This window comes from Acinetobacter sp. WA-87, assembly GCF_039938935.1.
GTDB lineage: Bacteria > Pseudomonadota > Gammaproteobacteria > Pseudomonadales > Moraxellaceae > Acinetobacter > Acinetobacter seifertii.
Window position 1 is genome coordinate 347,444 of sequence record NZ_JBDUVF010000002.1, and the last position, 13,995, is coordinate 361,438.

The window sequence follows — 13,995 nt, forward strand, 5'->3', positions numbered from 1 at the left end:
AGGTTGATGCAGTTAGATGTAAAGCATGTTCCTTTTCATAATGTTTTACTGAATTTTGTTTTTAAAATCAGAATTCATCTTAAATAAAAACTTTGGCAAAAGACGCGATATATTGCTCGGCCTTAGCATCATAGTTTTGAAAACCCGCATCAAATACCCATTTTTCAATTTCAGATTCTTTGACTAATTTTTGCAAATAAAGCTGATGATGTCGGTCTAATTCTTCTTTTAAACTTCTTAGCATCAGTTCATTTAAACCAGTAGGAGGATTCAGACCTGTATCTAAAAGACTCGGCGCAAATGCCACACTTTTGAGTTCCAGTTGATGCGCTGTTCTTACAACAGTTTTTATCGCAGTCTCGATTCGCTCTAACGTGAAATCTTCTGGTGCCCCCATGCCTATAAGTAAAACTTTAGAGGCATGTATCGTGGATGGCGTTTGATTTATTAAAAGAACATCATTCAGTTTTGCACTAAACCAGTTATTTTTCCGTATTTCATGTAGTCTGCCGTTTAGAGCTTCATCTAAATGTGCCAAACCACCAGAAAAAGAACGGTTATTCATTTCATGTTCAAAAATACAAGCACAGGAAAGCTCAACCTCGGCCGTGGTACAGTCCCAAGTCACGAGTTCAATGTTTAAATTTTGGTAGCGCCCAATTTTAGTCTGCTTTAATTCTGTGCTCATATTTTTACTCTTCTCGTTTTACCAACCATATTTCAGCTCAAGGCCTAAATAGTTTGCGTCTTTACCACCCGCTTTCTTAATGGTATCTCCAACCTCAAAGTGCACGCCTTCGGCAGCCACAGACAGATTAGAGTTAATTTTTCGATCTGCTCTGAGTTGAAGATATGCCCCAGTCCAGCTCGAACCTTGCCCTGCGGTATTTGCCATGCTGTTATTGCCTTGGAAATAAATCGCATCGTGGGTGGTTTCACGCCACTGAAAACCTAAGGCACTTAACAGTGTAAGTTTTTGGGAAGGCTTGAGCGTCAGAGACGGTTTTAGGTGAATAATATTGCTATAACCACTATAACCCGCCAAAGTAAAATATGAGCCATTTGCAAAAAGCTGATTAAAGGTATTAAGTTGATTATCGTTGGCTTTTTTGTCGCCTGTGGCAATATCAAACTGCACCCCTAAACGAGGTGACCACGCTTGGTCAGCAAAAGTGTATCCCGTAATACTACTGAGCGCCCAAGCTTGAATTGTTTGCCCTCCAATTTTTCCATGCTGAAGCATGCCTTCAACATCCCAATCGACATTATTCTTTTTACCCATATGGCGAAGGTCATATAAGTCTCGAACCTCATTGCCCTTAATACTTGGAAAAGAGGCATTATCTCGTTCATAACGCGAGTAATAACCTGATAACTCGCCATCCCCTACATTTTGTTTATCTACGCGAAAGCCACTAAAACTTAAATTGCTTTTCGAGCGGTCATTAAACGTGGAATCTTTTTCTATTTGAACAGGTCTGGTGAGATAACCCAAAATTCTCCAGTCGCCATATTCATAACCTGACCATACGCCATCAAAGGCTTGTCGAACGTTTGGGCCTTCTCTATTTGAAATAAAGCGCTGTAAGTCAAAAGCCATTTCTTGACGGCCTACTCTAAATTTAAAAGTTCCATTATTTAAAGGACTCACCCACGCAATAAAGGCTTGTTCTATATCGAGTCTATTTTGATCGGTACTGGTAATATTCTTTTTATCAAACGCTCGGGCATCGCTTAGCTGCGTAAATAATTGTAAATGATCACCTATTCGTAAATCTGCATGTGCTTGTAATCTTTGAATTAAATAGCTGTCGGCCTGATTATTTCCAGTACCAAACTTGGCATTATTATTGACTTCAAAACGTTCACGAATATTTGCCCCTAGTGATAAATAATTATTATCGCCAAAAGGTATATATTTGAAGTCGTCTCCTATTTTCTTTGGCACACACGGATTTTTTAAAACATCCCAATTTTCTTGCCAACGATTCGTTGAGATTTTTGGACGAGTTGGACATGCATCTGTGTTTGAGACTTCATTTTCTGCATAAGCAGATTCGTAGAAAAATAAACTGCTGGTTAATAACAGACTCATTTTTATTATTTTCAGGTAAATCTCTGAGTGCTTAGTTCGATATGTTCTATCTTTAAAAACATGCGAGGCCATCAAGTGTTATCCATAGTAATAAATAGGTCGTTGCAGAGACTTGGTGTTTTGCACTCACATTGCTCTTAGGCAGCATGAGTGCAAATTTCAATCGATCATTTAGGCTATAAATTATTTGATAGAGGCATGAATTTCAGCGATATAACCGCCTGGGAACTGCACCATTGCTGACTCACGACCATCCGACTTATAAGCATTCACCAAAACAGATGCGCCTGCTTTTGTGGCTTTATCTAAAGTTTCAGATAAGTTTTTAACTTCATAACCCGTCATATCACGCCCATACGGATAAGGAAGATGACCATTGGTCACGAACACTGTCATTTTGCCGAAGTCAGACTCAACGCGAATACGTCTATAGGTTTCATTTGGGCGACCAATTTCTATACCTGCGGCTTTAGGGTTATCGGAAACGACTTTACCGTGCGAGAAACTCACGAACTTCTTAACAAACGAGTCAGCACTTTGTTTTGAAACATAAATACGATTTTCTGGAACACTCTCTAACTGGTTATAGTTAGGCTTAGTCGTGTGCCAGTAGAGCTGCATATTTACACCGCCCGGCCATTGGACAATCGCATCACGCCCAATTGGGTCTGGGAAAGCATCTACAATAACATCTGCCCCATTTGCTTTGGCAGCCTGCACTGCTGCATCCATGTCTTTGACTAAATAGCCTGTTCTTTCCAAACCAAACGGATATGGAATTGGGGTTTTAAAACCAAATACAGACAATGTACCTACTGGGGTCAATACAAGCTGAGACATCGTCTGGCTCGGTGTTGGTGTGACTTGGAAAACACCTTGTTTCGACTTGGTGCCACCGAATGTTGCAACCAAACTATCGGTAAATTTGTCAAAGTCTTCAGGATTTACATAAACATGCGTTGTATCGTATTGGGGGGCTACACCGGGCGCCTCACTTTTTATACTTGTTGTTGTTTTGGCAAAAACTTGAGGAACTAGGGCAACATTTGTGCCCACTAACATGGTGCTTAAAAGCAATGCTGATAATGATTTACGCATAAAATGCTCCTGTTTAAATGAGATGCTTAAACTTATTGTGATTTTGAAGATTGATTAGAAAGAATGGTGACCATCACCAACGCAGCGATGAGCCCAAGATGTTCGAAGAAACTATTAAACGTACTAAAAAATGCTGGGCCTGTATGATTCCAAAAGTCGTTTGCAACCAGCATTGCGACTGCGGTTAGACAGCCTAAAGCCCCTGCTCCTAACCAGACAAAACGATTAAAAATAACAAGCAGTGAACCAACAATTTCAATAAAAATCGCTGTAGCTGCCCAGAGCCAAGCAGGCTGTAACCCAAAACTCGCCTGCTCTTCAATAGCCGCATGAAATCCGATGAATTTATTAATTCCCCCCACTAAATACGCTGAAACGAGTGCAAGTCGAAGTAGCGGAAGCAATCCATGAATTGATAAGATCTTTTTTACCCATACTGGGTTATTATTAATCAAGTCACTCATCTATTTACCTTTTTGAAATCTCATAGTTTTAATATTTAAAAAATATAAGTTTCATGTATTAATAAAAGTTTATAAAATATGCAATATTCATGATCTAATTTATAAAATTATCTTTATAAAAATAAGATAATTTAAATAGTTTTAAATATTTTATTAACCTTTAAAAAACCAAATAACTCACGGTATATAAAATCAAAAAACCGTGTAAACTACTAGATATTTATTTAAATACAAACTGTATTCTAAAAAGATACAATGATTGATATACAGATATTCCTCATATAATTTAGCGGCAAGATCATTTAGCCTTTAAAATTTAATGGATAAAATAGACTGTATTAATACTTTTATAAGTGTGGTAGAGAATGGAAATTTTAGTCATGCTTCTAGAAATCTAGGCATTACGAGAGATCAAGTTTCAAAAAGAATTTTTTATTTAGAAAGTCTATTTAATACATCATTATTTATACGCAACACCCGAAAGATGGACTTAACTCGCTCTGGAGAAAAGTTCTATGAGCGATGCAAAGTGATTGTGAAAGAGTTAGATTTAGCAGCTCATGACTTTGTATACGACCAGAAGTACCCAGAAGGCTTACTCAAAATTAGTGCTCCACATGCCTTTATCCAAACGTGCTTTTCAGATGTCATTTCTAATTTTCTAATCAAATATCCTCATATTGAAATTGATCTTATGTTTTCAGACCACTCCTCTCATATCAATCAGCATAAGTTTGATGTGATTTTAAAAGTTGAGGAAAATATTGAAGAGCAAAATACTTTTATTTTAAACACGTATAAAAGAAGCTTTTATGCAACAGACGCATATTTAAATAAATATGGAAAACCGAAAAATATAGAAGAGCTTAGAGAGCATAGCATTTTACTATATTCTAAAGATGACTTAAAAAATAATATTATTAACTCAATACCAAAATTGACATGTAATAATATAGAAATTCTTTTAGAACTTTGTAAGAGAAATCAAGGTATTTTATTTGCACCTGACTTTTTAGCAAAAAAATATGAAGATGAGGGAGTTATTATTAATTATTCAAAAACCCTTTTAAACTCTGATCTTTATTTTTATGCAACCACACCTTATGGATCGAGAGTTCCAAAAAAGGTTGAGCTTTTTCTAAATTCTTTAAAACAGCATTTTTCAAATTATCATTAAGTTAATAAAACTTTAGCCGCGAAATTACTCTTTTTCTTTATCTACATTTCTCAAAAAATCTATTTATCTCTGCCCTAAAAAGCCTTAAATTACTTTAATTTAGGGCTTTTTCAGTCATACAAAGCTATCAAGTTTATTTGTTATAAGTTAGAGCTCGCAGAAAATATTCAAGCATCTGCTCTTTGTCGTCTGCTCCATCCGAACCTAAAAGTTGAATAATTCCACCTTCAATCATATATAAAAAGAGTTTGGCATCGGTAAATGAAACATCGGTTTTAACTAATCTAAGCTGGCTATAAATTTCATTGGTGAGCCATGTTCTGTACCTCACGGCGGTTAGATAAGCGTTTGGGTAGCTATTTTTAGTTTCGAAAATGGCTTTAAATAATAGGTAATATGGCCCTTCTATATCACTATGTAGATAATATAGTTTTTTAAGTTTATCTAACGCGCTTGTGGCATGGTCATATTCGACCATTTTAATGACTTGGTCTTGGAGCCGTTCTTTTTGTACAACTAAACAAATGTCAATAAACCGCTCTTTAGAGTGAAAGTAGTTATAAAACGTCATTCTTGTTATTTCAGTTTCTCTCACGATTTTGTCGACACCGACTGTGTGAAACCCACCATGATGAAATACCTGAATCCCGTTATTTATAACTTTTACAGCACGTGCTGGGAGAGTTAAATTTTGCATAGTTTTACCGTTATAAATTAAATTTTTTTTGTATATAAATGAGATATAAAAGCCTTTCACTTTTTTAAAGCTGTAAAAAAGGCATAGCAAAGCCATAAAGACTGTGCTTGGCACATCTCAAGTTTTATTGTTGATGCAAGTTTTTTGAGCCGTAATGACTGAAAGCCTAAAAACCCTAAAGGTGATCAAGCTGCTTTAAATTTTTAAGTGGTGTCGTTATAGCTTTTGGCAACGGCGGCCAAGAAATAATGGATGTGCAAAGCCAACTCCTTTTTATGGGGAGTTCTGCCAGACATTTATAGAATTATGGTGGCAGAACGGAAGAAGGTTGACAGACTAGTATTATCTCAAACTAGCACACCCGAGGGTGTCCCTCTCCCGTCCTACCGCTACGGGAAAGAGACGAGTGGCACACCACACACAAAACTATTCCTCAGAAGGAAAAGCTCTGATGCGGGAGATAATATTCAGCCTGTCAAAGCCGGCTGGCAATGTGGCCAGCAGGCAAAGAATAGTGCCCAACCCTGTTGCAGTCAAGCACACAAAATGACATTTGTTTTAAATTAGATCATTAAAAAGTAAGAATAAATAATGCGTGAGTTATTGTTAAATGAGGGTTTATAAAGGGGGGATTATGAAAAGGTTGAAATGTGATTTTGTCTTTCAGCATCTGATCTTTTTGGTGTTTTATATATAGTTCTTAGGTAATATAGGTTTAAATATTTATAAATTTCATCAACTACTATGCCTAAGTTTTAAATATTAAATATCAAAAACAAATTTATATTTAATTTATTAAAGGGGGAAAAATGGCTTTAATATCATGCCCAGAATGTAAGAAAGAAATTAGTGATCAAGCTAAAAGTTGTCCTCACTGCGGTTTTCCTATAGAAAATCTTAGAAACCCATTTCTTAAAACAAATGCAGCAAGATCAACGCCTCCGCCTTTGCCTGATATGTTAAGTAATAAGAGCAACCTTTCCAGTAGCTCGCAAGAAATATCTTCGTCTCAAAACTCAAAGGTACGTACTAAACTTTTTAATCTTTTACTATGGGTTATCATCTTAGGTATTCCAATAATGCTCTTCGCTAATATTGGTTCAGAGACAAAATCAAATAATAAAATCGGAGATAAAAGCAATATATCTTCAGCAAAACCTATTAGTGAATATGCATATAATGACTATACAAAAGATCAATTCCCTAAACTTTATGCTGAATGGGGAAGTAAATGGGTTAAGAAAATTACTAACGTAGAAAAAGCAGCAGTACAGAAAGTCGCTAATAGCGAAAATACTTGTGATTCAATTGAAGAAGCAGGTATCTCTACAACGCGAAGTATACCTAAAAAAGAAATTGTTATTTATGTTAATTGTGCAAATGGTGAACGTTTTTATGTCTCAGAAAAGGAATTGAAAGAAGATAAACAGATACTGTCTCAAGCGCAAAAATCAGTAAATGTAGATGAAGCTATAAGCCGATGTAAGCAACTAATTAGAGTTAATGAAACGCATCCCTTATCAATTAAATATGGAAATATTGATACACTTAAAGCACAAGGTAATGGCAATATTGTTGTATCTGTATTGTATGAATCAAAAAATGATCTAGGTGGAGAACTTCCACATAAGGTGAAATGCTATATTCCACCTGAAGGAAAAGATGAAATCTCAAAAATAGAATAATATAAAAGAAGATGGTCAACTTGAATTAGAGTAACTTTCTGAAATAGTTCTCGAATCATGAAAAAAGGCTTAAATCTTCTAAATTTAAGCCTTTAAAAGCCTCTCATTTCTGCATATATAAAATCAATCAAGGCATCCCTAAATCTCTACTTGGCTTCCCATTTCCACCACTCGGTTAGCTGGTATCTGGAAAAAATCACTAGCAGGACTCGTATTAAGTTGCATAGAAATGAACAGTTTTTCACGCCATGAAACAATACCATCACCTACGTTATGAATTACACGTTCACGTGATACAAAAAAGCTTGTGTCCATAATGTTATACGGTTGATTCAACTTAGTTAAAGCTTGTTCTAATGCTTGAGGTACATTGGGCTGCTCTTTAAATCCATAATAAGCACTGACACGTAAAAAGTGCTTATCTAATACTTCGACATCAATACGTTCTGATTCATCTACATATGGAATGTCGCGAGTATTTATAGTGATCAAAATATTACGTTCATGAAGTATTTTGTTATGTTTTAAATTATGTAATAAAGCATGTGGAACAACTTTTGGACTACTTGTCATAAATACAGCCGTTCCACTCACCATATAAGCACTAGACTCCAAGCTCTTAATAAATAAATCTAATGGCATAGTGTCACTTTGCAACTTGTTCAGTAGTAATTCACGTCCACGGCGCCATGTTGTCATAATTATAAAAGTGATTGCCCCCATCATTAATGGGAACCAGCCGCCATCTACAATTTTTAGTGAAGTTGAAGCAATAAAGAGGAGATCTGGTATTAGCAAAGGTATCGCAATTAACAACATGACCCACGAAGGCCATTTCCATAAGTGATACATGATGAAAGCAACTAGAATAGTGTCACAGAACATAGTCAAAGTTACTGCAATACCATAAGCCGAAGCTAGATTAGCGCTAGATTGAAACATAAGCACTAAACTAATAATCATACCAAGCAACATCCAGTTCAATGCGGGTATATAAATCTGACCAATTTCAGATTCAGAGGTATGGTCAATCGCAAAACGTGGTAAATAACCTAATTGGATAGCTTGACGTGCCATAGAAAACACACCTGAAATAACTGCCTGAGAGGCAATTACTGTCGCAGCAGTTGCTAAAGCAATCATAGGATATAAGGCTATTTTAGGCACCATCATAAAAAAAGTATTCTCGATGGCCTGCGGGTTTTGCAGAATTAATGCTCCTTGTCCTGCATAGTTTAATACCAAGCATGGTAGCGCAACCAAAAACCAAGCCAATTGAATTGGCTTACGACCAAAATGGCCCATATCCGCATATAGCGCCTCTCCACCTGTAATCGTCAATACAACTGCTCCCATAACTACAAATGCAGTCACGGGGTTATTTTCAATGAAAGGAAAAGCCCAATACGGATTAAGCATATTCAAGATAAAAGGGTTCTTGATAATGTGAGATAGGCCAATAAAACCTATTGAGAAAAACCACAGTAGCATGATAGGTCCAAAAAAACGGCCTACGGATCCAGTTCCCTTTTTCTGAATCATAAATAATCCAATTAGAATCACAATCGTAATTGGTATTACATACGGTGTAAAAATAGGGGTTGCTACAGACAATCCCTCTACTGCTGACAATACTGAAATAGCGGGGGTAATAATGCCATCACCAAAAAACAATGAAGCACCAAATAAACCAATTGTAATTAACCCAAAGCGCACTTTAGGCCCAATTTGCTTATTGTGCATGTTAAGAGCTAATAATGCTAAAATGCCCCCCTCTCCATGATTGTCAGCACGCATAATTAACATACTAAATTTCAAAGACACCACGATCATCAGTGCCCAAAAAATCAATGATAAAATGCCTAGAACATTCGCTTCATTTATAGGAACATTATGTGATGTATGAAAACATTGGGTAAAAGCATACAGTGGGCTAGTACCAATATCACCAAAAACTACCCCTAAAGCACCCAATGTCATTGCTGACATTTTTTGACGTCCAATCTCATGTGAACTCATCCATATCTCCTTGATATGAAATTATTATTCTTATTTAAAAAGCACTAACACCTATAGCCCACTATCATTGATCAAAATATAAAAATCAAGAGCATTAATAATCAATAAGATATTACTTCCTATAATAAGGAGGACTATAAACACAAAAATTAGTCTACTCTCATAGTATTTGAATTCTGAACTTGATTGATTTTCGTACTTATACACATTAGGGCGTGAATTAATACCCCGAAAAGAAAAAACCGCCATTTAAGGCGGTTTTTTAAATTGCTGATTTAACAGCGAATCTTGGTAGGTATATCCAGACTCGAACTGGAGACCTCTACGATGTCAACGTAGCGCTCTAACCAACTGAGCTATACACCTAGAATGGAAAGCATAATATTCATTTTTCAAAAGCAAAACAAGAGATTTGCCATTGAAAAAAATACAAATGAGCAGACTTTGAGCAAACTCTTTTTCATTTTCCAAAAAGTAAAACGGTACATGGTTCAACCACATACCGTTTTGTTTAGCTGAATTTAACTCTCAATTTAACAAGGGCATTTCTTTAAAGTACCGCCTGCCGATGGATAACGCACATCAACACAATGCCGATAGAAAGTCTTCGCATCCATAGGTGTTAAATCTGGATGATGAGCTTTCATGTGCTCCAAATACGTTTGATAGTCCGGCACACCGACCATAAGTCGGAAGCTTTGCTGCAAACGCTGCCACAAGGTTGCTATACGCGACCAGTTCTTTGGAGAAAGTAATAGCTCTTTTTGCGAGAGCACTGTCATTTTGATGATTTTCGCAATAATGACAGTTCCATTTTTTGCAAATTTAAAATTCATCTTTATTCTCCTCGAGTGGTAACCACTTCAGGATCGGCATATACCGCAGGTGCTTCATTTACAGTCGGAGTACGACTCGCTAAAGCACGGCGAACAATACCAATTGAGGCAATAATCATGACAATCGAAACAATCATAAAGAAGCCACAAAGTGCAGCATTAATCTGATTCGACATCACAATGTTTTGCATCTCAGCAATAGTTTTGGCTGGTTTAATAATTTCACCGCGAGCAATCGCATCAGAGAACTTATGCGCTTGCGCCAAGAAACCAATTTTTGGGTTTTCGTGGAAAATCTTTTGCCAACCGGCAGTCATACAGGTCACGAACAAGAAAATAGTTGGGATAATCGTTACCCATACATATTTTTCTTTTTTCATTTTAAATAGAATGACTGTACCTAAAATGAGTGCCATAGAAGCCAGCATTTGGTTACCAACACCAAACAGAGGCCATAATGAATTAACGCCACCTAGTGGGTCAATCACACCTTGATAGACGAAGAAGCCCCATCCACCAACTGCAACGGCTGTACCAACCAAATTACCAAAGAAAGAACCTGATGCTTTAACCGCAGGAATAACAATACCTACCGTGTCTTGCACCATGAAACGACAAGCACGAGTACCCGCATCAACAGCAGTTAAAATAAATAATGCTTCAAATAGAATGGCAAAGTGATACCAAAATGCCATCATTTGGCGGCTATTAAAAATTTCAGAAATGATATGAGCCATACCAATAGCAAAGGTAGGCGCACCACCTGTACGTGAAAGAATAGAGCTTTCACCTACTTCTTGAGCCAACACTGTCAACATTTCTGGAGTAACGACAAAACCTAAGTTACGTACAGCTTCTGCCGCAGACTCTACAGTTGTGCCGAGTACTGCCGCAGGCGCATTAATCGCAAAATATACACCTGGGTCTAAAACTGTCGCACAGATCATGGCCATGATCCCGACAAAAGACTCCATAAGCATACCGCCGTAGCCAATCACACGAATATCAGCTTCGTTATCGACGAGTTTTGGTGTCGTACCACTAGATACAAGTGCATGGAAACCAGAAATGGCACCGCAGGCAATGGTAATAAATAGGAATGGGAATAAACTACCTGAGAAAACTGGACCTGTACCATCAATGAAGTGAGTTACAGCAGGCATTTTCAATTCAGGTAATGCAATGATAATACCCACCGCCAAACCAAGAATTACCCCGATTTTAAGGAAGGTAGATAAATAATCACGTGGTGCTAATAACAACCAAACTGGCAATACCGATGCGATAAAACCATAAATGATGAGACACCAAGTCAGTTGTGTACCCGTTAAAGTGAAGAACTCACCCCAGTACGGGTCTGCTGCAACATGTCCACCATAGACAATTGCCAGCATCATTAAAACAAAACCAATAATTGAAACTTCTGCAATACGTCCTGGACGGATAAAGCGCATATAAACGCCCATGAACAATGCAATTGGAATGGTTGCTGCAATACTAAATACACCCCACGGGCTGTGTGCAAGTGCTTTCACAACTACCAACGCCAGTACTGCAAGGATAATAATCATTACCCCGAGTGCACCGAGCATTACCACAACACCCGCAAAAGAGCCAAGCTCCTGCTTTGCCATTTCACCAAGTGAACGACCATCACGGCGTGTCGATATAAATAAAACTAAAAAGTCTTGTACCGCACCTGCCAGAACCACACCAACCAGTAGCCAAATGGTTCCCGGTAAAAAGCCCATTTGTGCTGCCAAAATTGGTCCAACTAGCGGCCCTGCTCCAGCAATTGCAGCAAAGTGGTGACCAAAAAGCACATATTTATTGGTGGGTACATAATCCAGACCATCGGCTAAACGATGTGCTGGGGTTAAACGTCTTGGGTTTAATTCAAATACTTTAGTTGCAATAAATAGACTATAAAATCGGTATGCGATGCTATATACACATGCTGCAGCTAGTACAAGCCAAACCGCGTTAACATGTTCACCACGACTAAGTGCCAGCATCCCAAAAGAAATTGCACCTATAATTGCCACTAGGCTCCAGACCAGCTTGGAGGGAAGCGTAGATTTCGCTTGCATTGTGTCCATTCTTAACCTCTCAATAAATAACTACAGCATTTTTATATTGTTATGTACTGTTTCTCTTAATCCCTGTGACTCTACTCCTCCTTTTTCTTTTTTCCTCTTATACTTTCGCATAAAAAAAGGGATGATTTACATCATCCCTTCGATAATAGTGTATTTTTTAACTATTATGCACGCTCTAAATAATCGCCAGTACGAGTATCTACACGAACGCTTTCTTCTTGCTGAACAAATAACGGAACACGAACAACCGCACCTGTTTCAAGCTTAGCTGGTTTACCGCCACCGCCAGATGTATCACCACGTACGCCCGGATCAGTTTCAACGATTTTTAATACAACGAAGTTCGGTGGGCTTACTGTTAAAGGTACGCCGTTGAACAACATAATTGTACATTTTTCATTTGAATCGTCTTTTAACCATTTTGCAGCATCGCCCATTGCAACTTTGTCTGCAGCGATTTGTTCAAAAGATACAGGATCCATGAAGTTCCACATTTCACCATCGTTGTATAGGTATTCCATTTCAACTTCAACGATGTCAGCTGCTTCTAAAGAGTCACCTGATTTGAAAGTTTTTTCTAATACTTTACCGGTTTTAAGGTTACGTAATTTTACACGGTTGAACGCTTGACCTTTACCTGGTTTTACATATTCGTTTTCCATGATAGAACATGGGTTACCATCAAGCATAACCTTAAGGCCAGCTTTGAAATCATTTGTAGAATAATAGGCCATGAAAGGCACACTCCAAACTTAACAAGTCAACTATGCGATATAATGCGTTGTTGCATTATCTTAATCGTGTCAAATGATAAACTATTTATACCAAGAGCAAAACTGGCAATCACAACTCAGTGACCTTATTACTGATCCTTCTGAACTGCTAAGCCTACTCGAGTTATCCTCAGATCAGCTATTATCGGGTGCGATTCTAGCTTCTGAAAAGTTTAAATTACGTGTGCCTCGTGCGTTCGTCGGAAAAATGAACGCTAAAAACCCACTTGACCCGCTTTTGCTACAGGTATTGCCTCATCATTTAGAACTTGAAGAACATCCTGAGTTTGTAACCGACCCTTTAGGTGAAGAAGCAGCAAATCAATTACCGGGTGTATTACACAAATATAAGTCGCGTTTTTTACTGACTTTGACAGGTGCTTGCGCAGTTCATTGTCGTTACTGTTTCCGTCGTCACTTTCCCTATCAGGAAAATCTGCCAAAAAATGACGATTGGCTAAACATTAAAAACTATATTGAAGCGAATCCCGACATTAATGAAGTGATTTTAAGTGGCGGTGACCCACTTACTTTGTCTAATCGAAAATTAGCACTTTGGTTGGAACGTTTATCATCTCTCAAACAAGTGAAGATTCTGAGAATTCATTCACGCGTTCCAATTGTTATTCCAAACCGTATCGACGAACAGCTTATTTCTTTATTAAAAAACAGTAGGCTGCGTATTATTCTGGTGGTACACTCGAACCATGCTTCTGAACTCGATGACTTTACTTGTTCAAAATTGTTGCAGTTATCTGACGAGCACATTACTGTACTTAATCAGGCGGTGTTGCTTAAAGGTGTTAATGATTCTGCCGAGACACTCGTTGATTTAAGTTATCGTTTATTTGAAGCTCGCGTTATGCCTTATTACTTACATGTTTTAGATAAAGTAAAAGGTGCACAACATTTTGATTTAATACCATCTGAAATAGATGCAATATATCAAGACGTGTTAGCGAGCCTACCGGGGTATTTGGTTCCTAAACTCGTCAGGGAAATTGCGGGCGAAAAGAATAAAACACCGCTTTTTGGGGCTACAACTTTTTGAG

At 37.6% G+C, this 13,995-nt stretch carries 12 protein-coding genes and 1 tRNA gene; 3 read left to right on the forward strand and 10 right to left on the reverse strand.

All coding sequences use genetic code 11. From position 1 onward, the window contains the following. Nucleotides 1-79 precede the first annotated feature (79 nt). The 4 genes from ABFY81_RS08620 to ABFY81_RS08635 all read right to left on the reverse strand — a co-directional run bounded on the left by ABFY81_RS08620 (nucleotide 80) and on the right by ABFY81_RS08635 (nucleotide 3,657). Nucleotides 80-688, reverse strand: a complete 609-nt coding sequence (locus tag ABFY81_RS08620; protein ID WP_347913550.1) for a M17 family peptidase N-terminal domain-containing protein — start codon at nucleotides 686-688, stop codon at nucleotides 80-82. A gap of 18 nt (nucleotides 689-706) precedes the next feature. Next, complete coding sequence (locus ABFY81_RS08625; protein WP_347913551.1) at nucleotides 707-2,167, reverse strand: alginate export family protein; 1,461 nt, start codon at nucleotides 2,165-2,167, stop codon at nucleotides 707-709. Between the two features lie 111 nt (nucleotides 2,168-2,278). Beyond that, nucleotides 2,279-3,193 (reverse strand): glyoxalase, encoded by a 915-nt coding sequence (locus ABFY81_RS08630; RefSeq protein ID WP_191011954.1) that lies wholly within the window; start codon nucleotides 3,191-3,193, stop codon nucleotides 2,279-2,281. A 32-nt stretch (nucleotides 3,194-3,225) separates the two neighbouring features. Next, nucleotides 3,226-3,657, reverse strand: coding sequence for a DoxX family protein (locus tag ABFY81_RS08635; protein ID WP_042075095.1), 432 nt, complete (start codon nucleotides 3,655-3,657; stop codon nucleotides 3,226-3,228). Between the two features lie 319 nt (nucleotides 3,658-3,976). Between ABFY81_RS08635 and ABFY81_RS08640 the strand changes: the two genes are divergently transcribed. Beyond that, nucleotides 3,977-4,834 carry a LysR family transcriptional regulator gene (locus ABFY81_RS08640; RefSeq protein ID WP_199999816.1) on the forward strand — a complete coding sequence of 286 codons (858 nt, stop codon included), beginning with the start codon at nucleotides 3,977-3,979 and terminating at the stop codon, nucleotides 4,832-4,834. Between the two features lie 133 nt (nucleotides 4,835-4,967). Here ABFY81_RS08640 and ABFY81_RS08645 read toward each other — a convergent pair whose 3' ends face one another. Then, nucleotides 4,968-5,531, reverse strand: a complete 564-nt coding sequence (locus ABFY81_RS08645) for a TetR/AcrR family transcriptional regulator (protein WP_347913552.1) — start codon at nucleotides 5,529-5,531, stop codon at nucleotides 4,968-4,970. Between the two features lie 809 nt (nucleotides 5,532-6,340). On the opposite strand from ABFY81_RS08645, the gene ABFY81_RS08650 reads away from it, so the two are divergent. After that, complete coding sequence (locus tag ABFY81_RS08650; protein WP_347913553.1) at nucleotides 6,341-7,216, forward strand: zinc ribbon domain-containing protein; 876 nt, start codon at nucleotides 6,341-6,343, stop codon at nucleotides 7,214-7,216. A gap of 138 nt (nucleotides 7,217-7,354) precedes the next feature. On the opposite strand, the gene ABFY81_RS08655 is transcribed toward ABFY81_RS08650, so the two are convergent. The 5 genes from ABFY81_RS08655 to efp form a co-directional block, all read right to left on the reverse strand. After that, on the reverse strand, nucleotides 7,355-9,235 hold the full coding sequence (locus tag ABFY81_RS08655) for a potassium transporter Kup (RefSeq protein ID WP_347913554.1): 1,881 nt from the start codon (nucleotides 9,233-9,235) through the stop codon (nucleotides 7,355-7,357). A gap of 289 nt (nucleotides 9,236-9,524) precedes the next feature. Further along, nucleotides 9,525-9,601: transfer RNA gene (locus tag ABFY81_RS08660), tRNA-Val, on the reverse strand. A gap of 167 nt (nucleotides 9,602-9,768) precedes the next feature. After that, on the reverse strand, nucleotides 9,769-10,071 hold the full coding sequence (locus ABFY81_RS08665) for a YbdD/YjiX family protein (RefSeq protein ID WP_002052430.1): 303 nt from the start codon (nucleotides 10,069-10,071) through the stop codon (nucleotides 9,769-9,771). Nucleotides 10,072-10,073: 2 nt separating this feature from the next. Next, the gene (locus ABFY81_RS08670; RefSeq protein WP_019457733.1) at nucleotides 10,074-12,170 is read right to left on the reverse strand and encodes a carbon starvation CstA family protein; all 2,097 of its coding nucleotides are present in this window, start codon (nucleotides 12,168-12,170) and stop codon (nucleotides 10,074-10,076) included. A 164-nt stretch (nucleotides 12,171-12,334) separates the two neighbouring features. Then, the gene (gene efp / locus ABFY81_RS08675; RefSeq protein ID WP_004700171.1) at nucleotides 12,335-12,904 is read right to left on the reverse strand and encodes an elongation factor P; all 570 of its coding nucleotides are present in this window, start codon (nucleotides 12,902-12,904) and stop codon (nucleotides 12,335-12,337) included. 73 nt (nucleotides 12,905-12,977) lie between these two features. Between efp and epmB the strand changes: the two genes are divergently transcribed. After that, the gene (gene epmB / locus ABFY81_RS08680) at nucleotides 12,978-13,994 is read left to right on the forward strand and encodes an EF-P beta-lysylation protein EpmB (RefSeq protein WP_077163088.1); all 1,017 of its coding nucleotides are present in this window, start codon (nucleotides 12,978-12,980) and stop codon (nucleotides 13,992-13,994) included. The last annotated feature ends 1 nt before the right edge of the window (nucleotide 13,995 follow it).

Bases quoted from the DNA above. Each gene is read 5' to 3' on its own strand.
- ABFY81_RS08620 (WP_347913550.1), bottom strand. From the start codon at position 688: ATGAGCACAGAATTAAAGCAGACTAAAATTGGGCGCTACCAAAATTTA.
- ABFY81_RS08625 (WP_347913551.1), bottom strand. From the start codon at position 2,167: ATGGCCTCGCATGTTTTTAAAGATAGAACATATCGAACTAAGCACTCA.
- ABFY81_RS08630 (WP_191011954.1), bottom strand. From the start codon at position 3,193: ATGCGTAAATCATTATCAGCATTGCTTTTAAGCACCATGTTAGTGGGC.
- ABFY81_RS08635 (WP_042075095.1), bottom strand. From the start codon at position 3,657: ATGAGTGACTTGATTAATAATAACCCAGTATGGGTAAAAAAGATCTTA.
- ABFY81_RS08640 (WP_199999816.1), top strand. From the start codon at position 3,977: ATGGATAAAATAGACTGTATTAATACTTTTATAAGTGTGGTAGAGAAT.
- ABFY81_RS08645 (WP_347913552.1), bottom strand. From the start codon at position 5,531: ATGCAAAATTTAACTCTCCCAGCACGTGCTGTAAAAGTTATAAATAAC.
- ABFY81_RS08650 (WP_347913553.1), top strand. From the start codon at position 6,341: ATGGCTTTAATATCATGCCCAGAATGTAAGAAAGAAATTAGTGATCAA.
- ABFY81_RS08655 (WP_347913554.1), bottom strand. From the start codon at position 9,235: ATGAGTTCACATGAGATTGGACGTCAAAAAATGTCAGCAATGACATTG.
- ABFY81_RS08665 (WP_002052430.1), bottom strand. From the start codon at position 10,071: ATGAATTTTAAATTTGCAAAAAATGGAACTGTCATTATTGCGAAAATC.
- ABFY81_RS08670 (WP_019457733.1), bottom strand. From the start codon at position 12,170: ATGGACACAATGCAAGCGAAATCTACGCTTCCCTCCAAGCTGGTCTGG.
- efp (WP_004700171.1), bottom strand. From the start codon at position 12,904: ATGGCCTATTATTCTACAAATGATTTCAAAGCTGGCCTTAAGGTTATG.
- epmB (WP_077163088.1), top strand. From the start codon at position 12,978: ATGATAAACTATTTATACCAAGAGCAAAACTGGCAATCACAACTCAGT.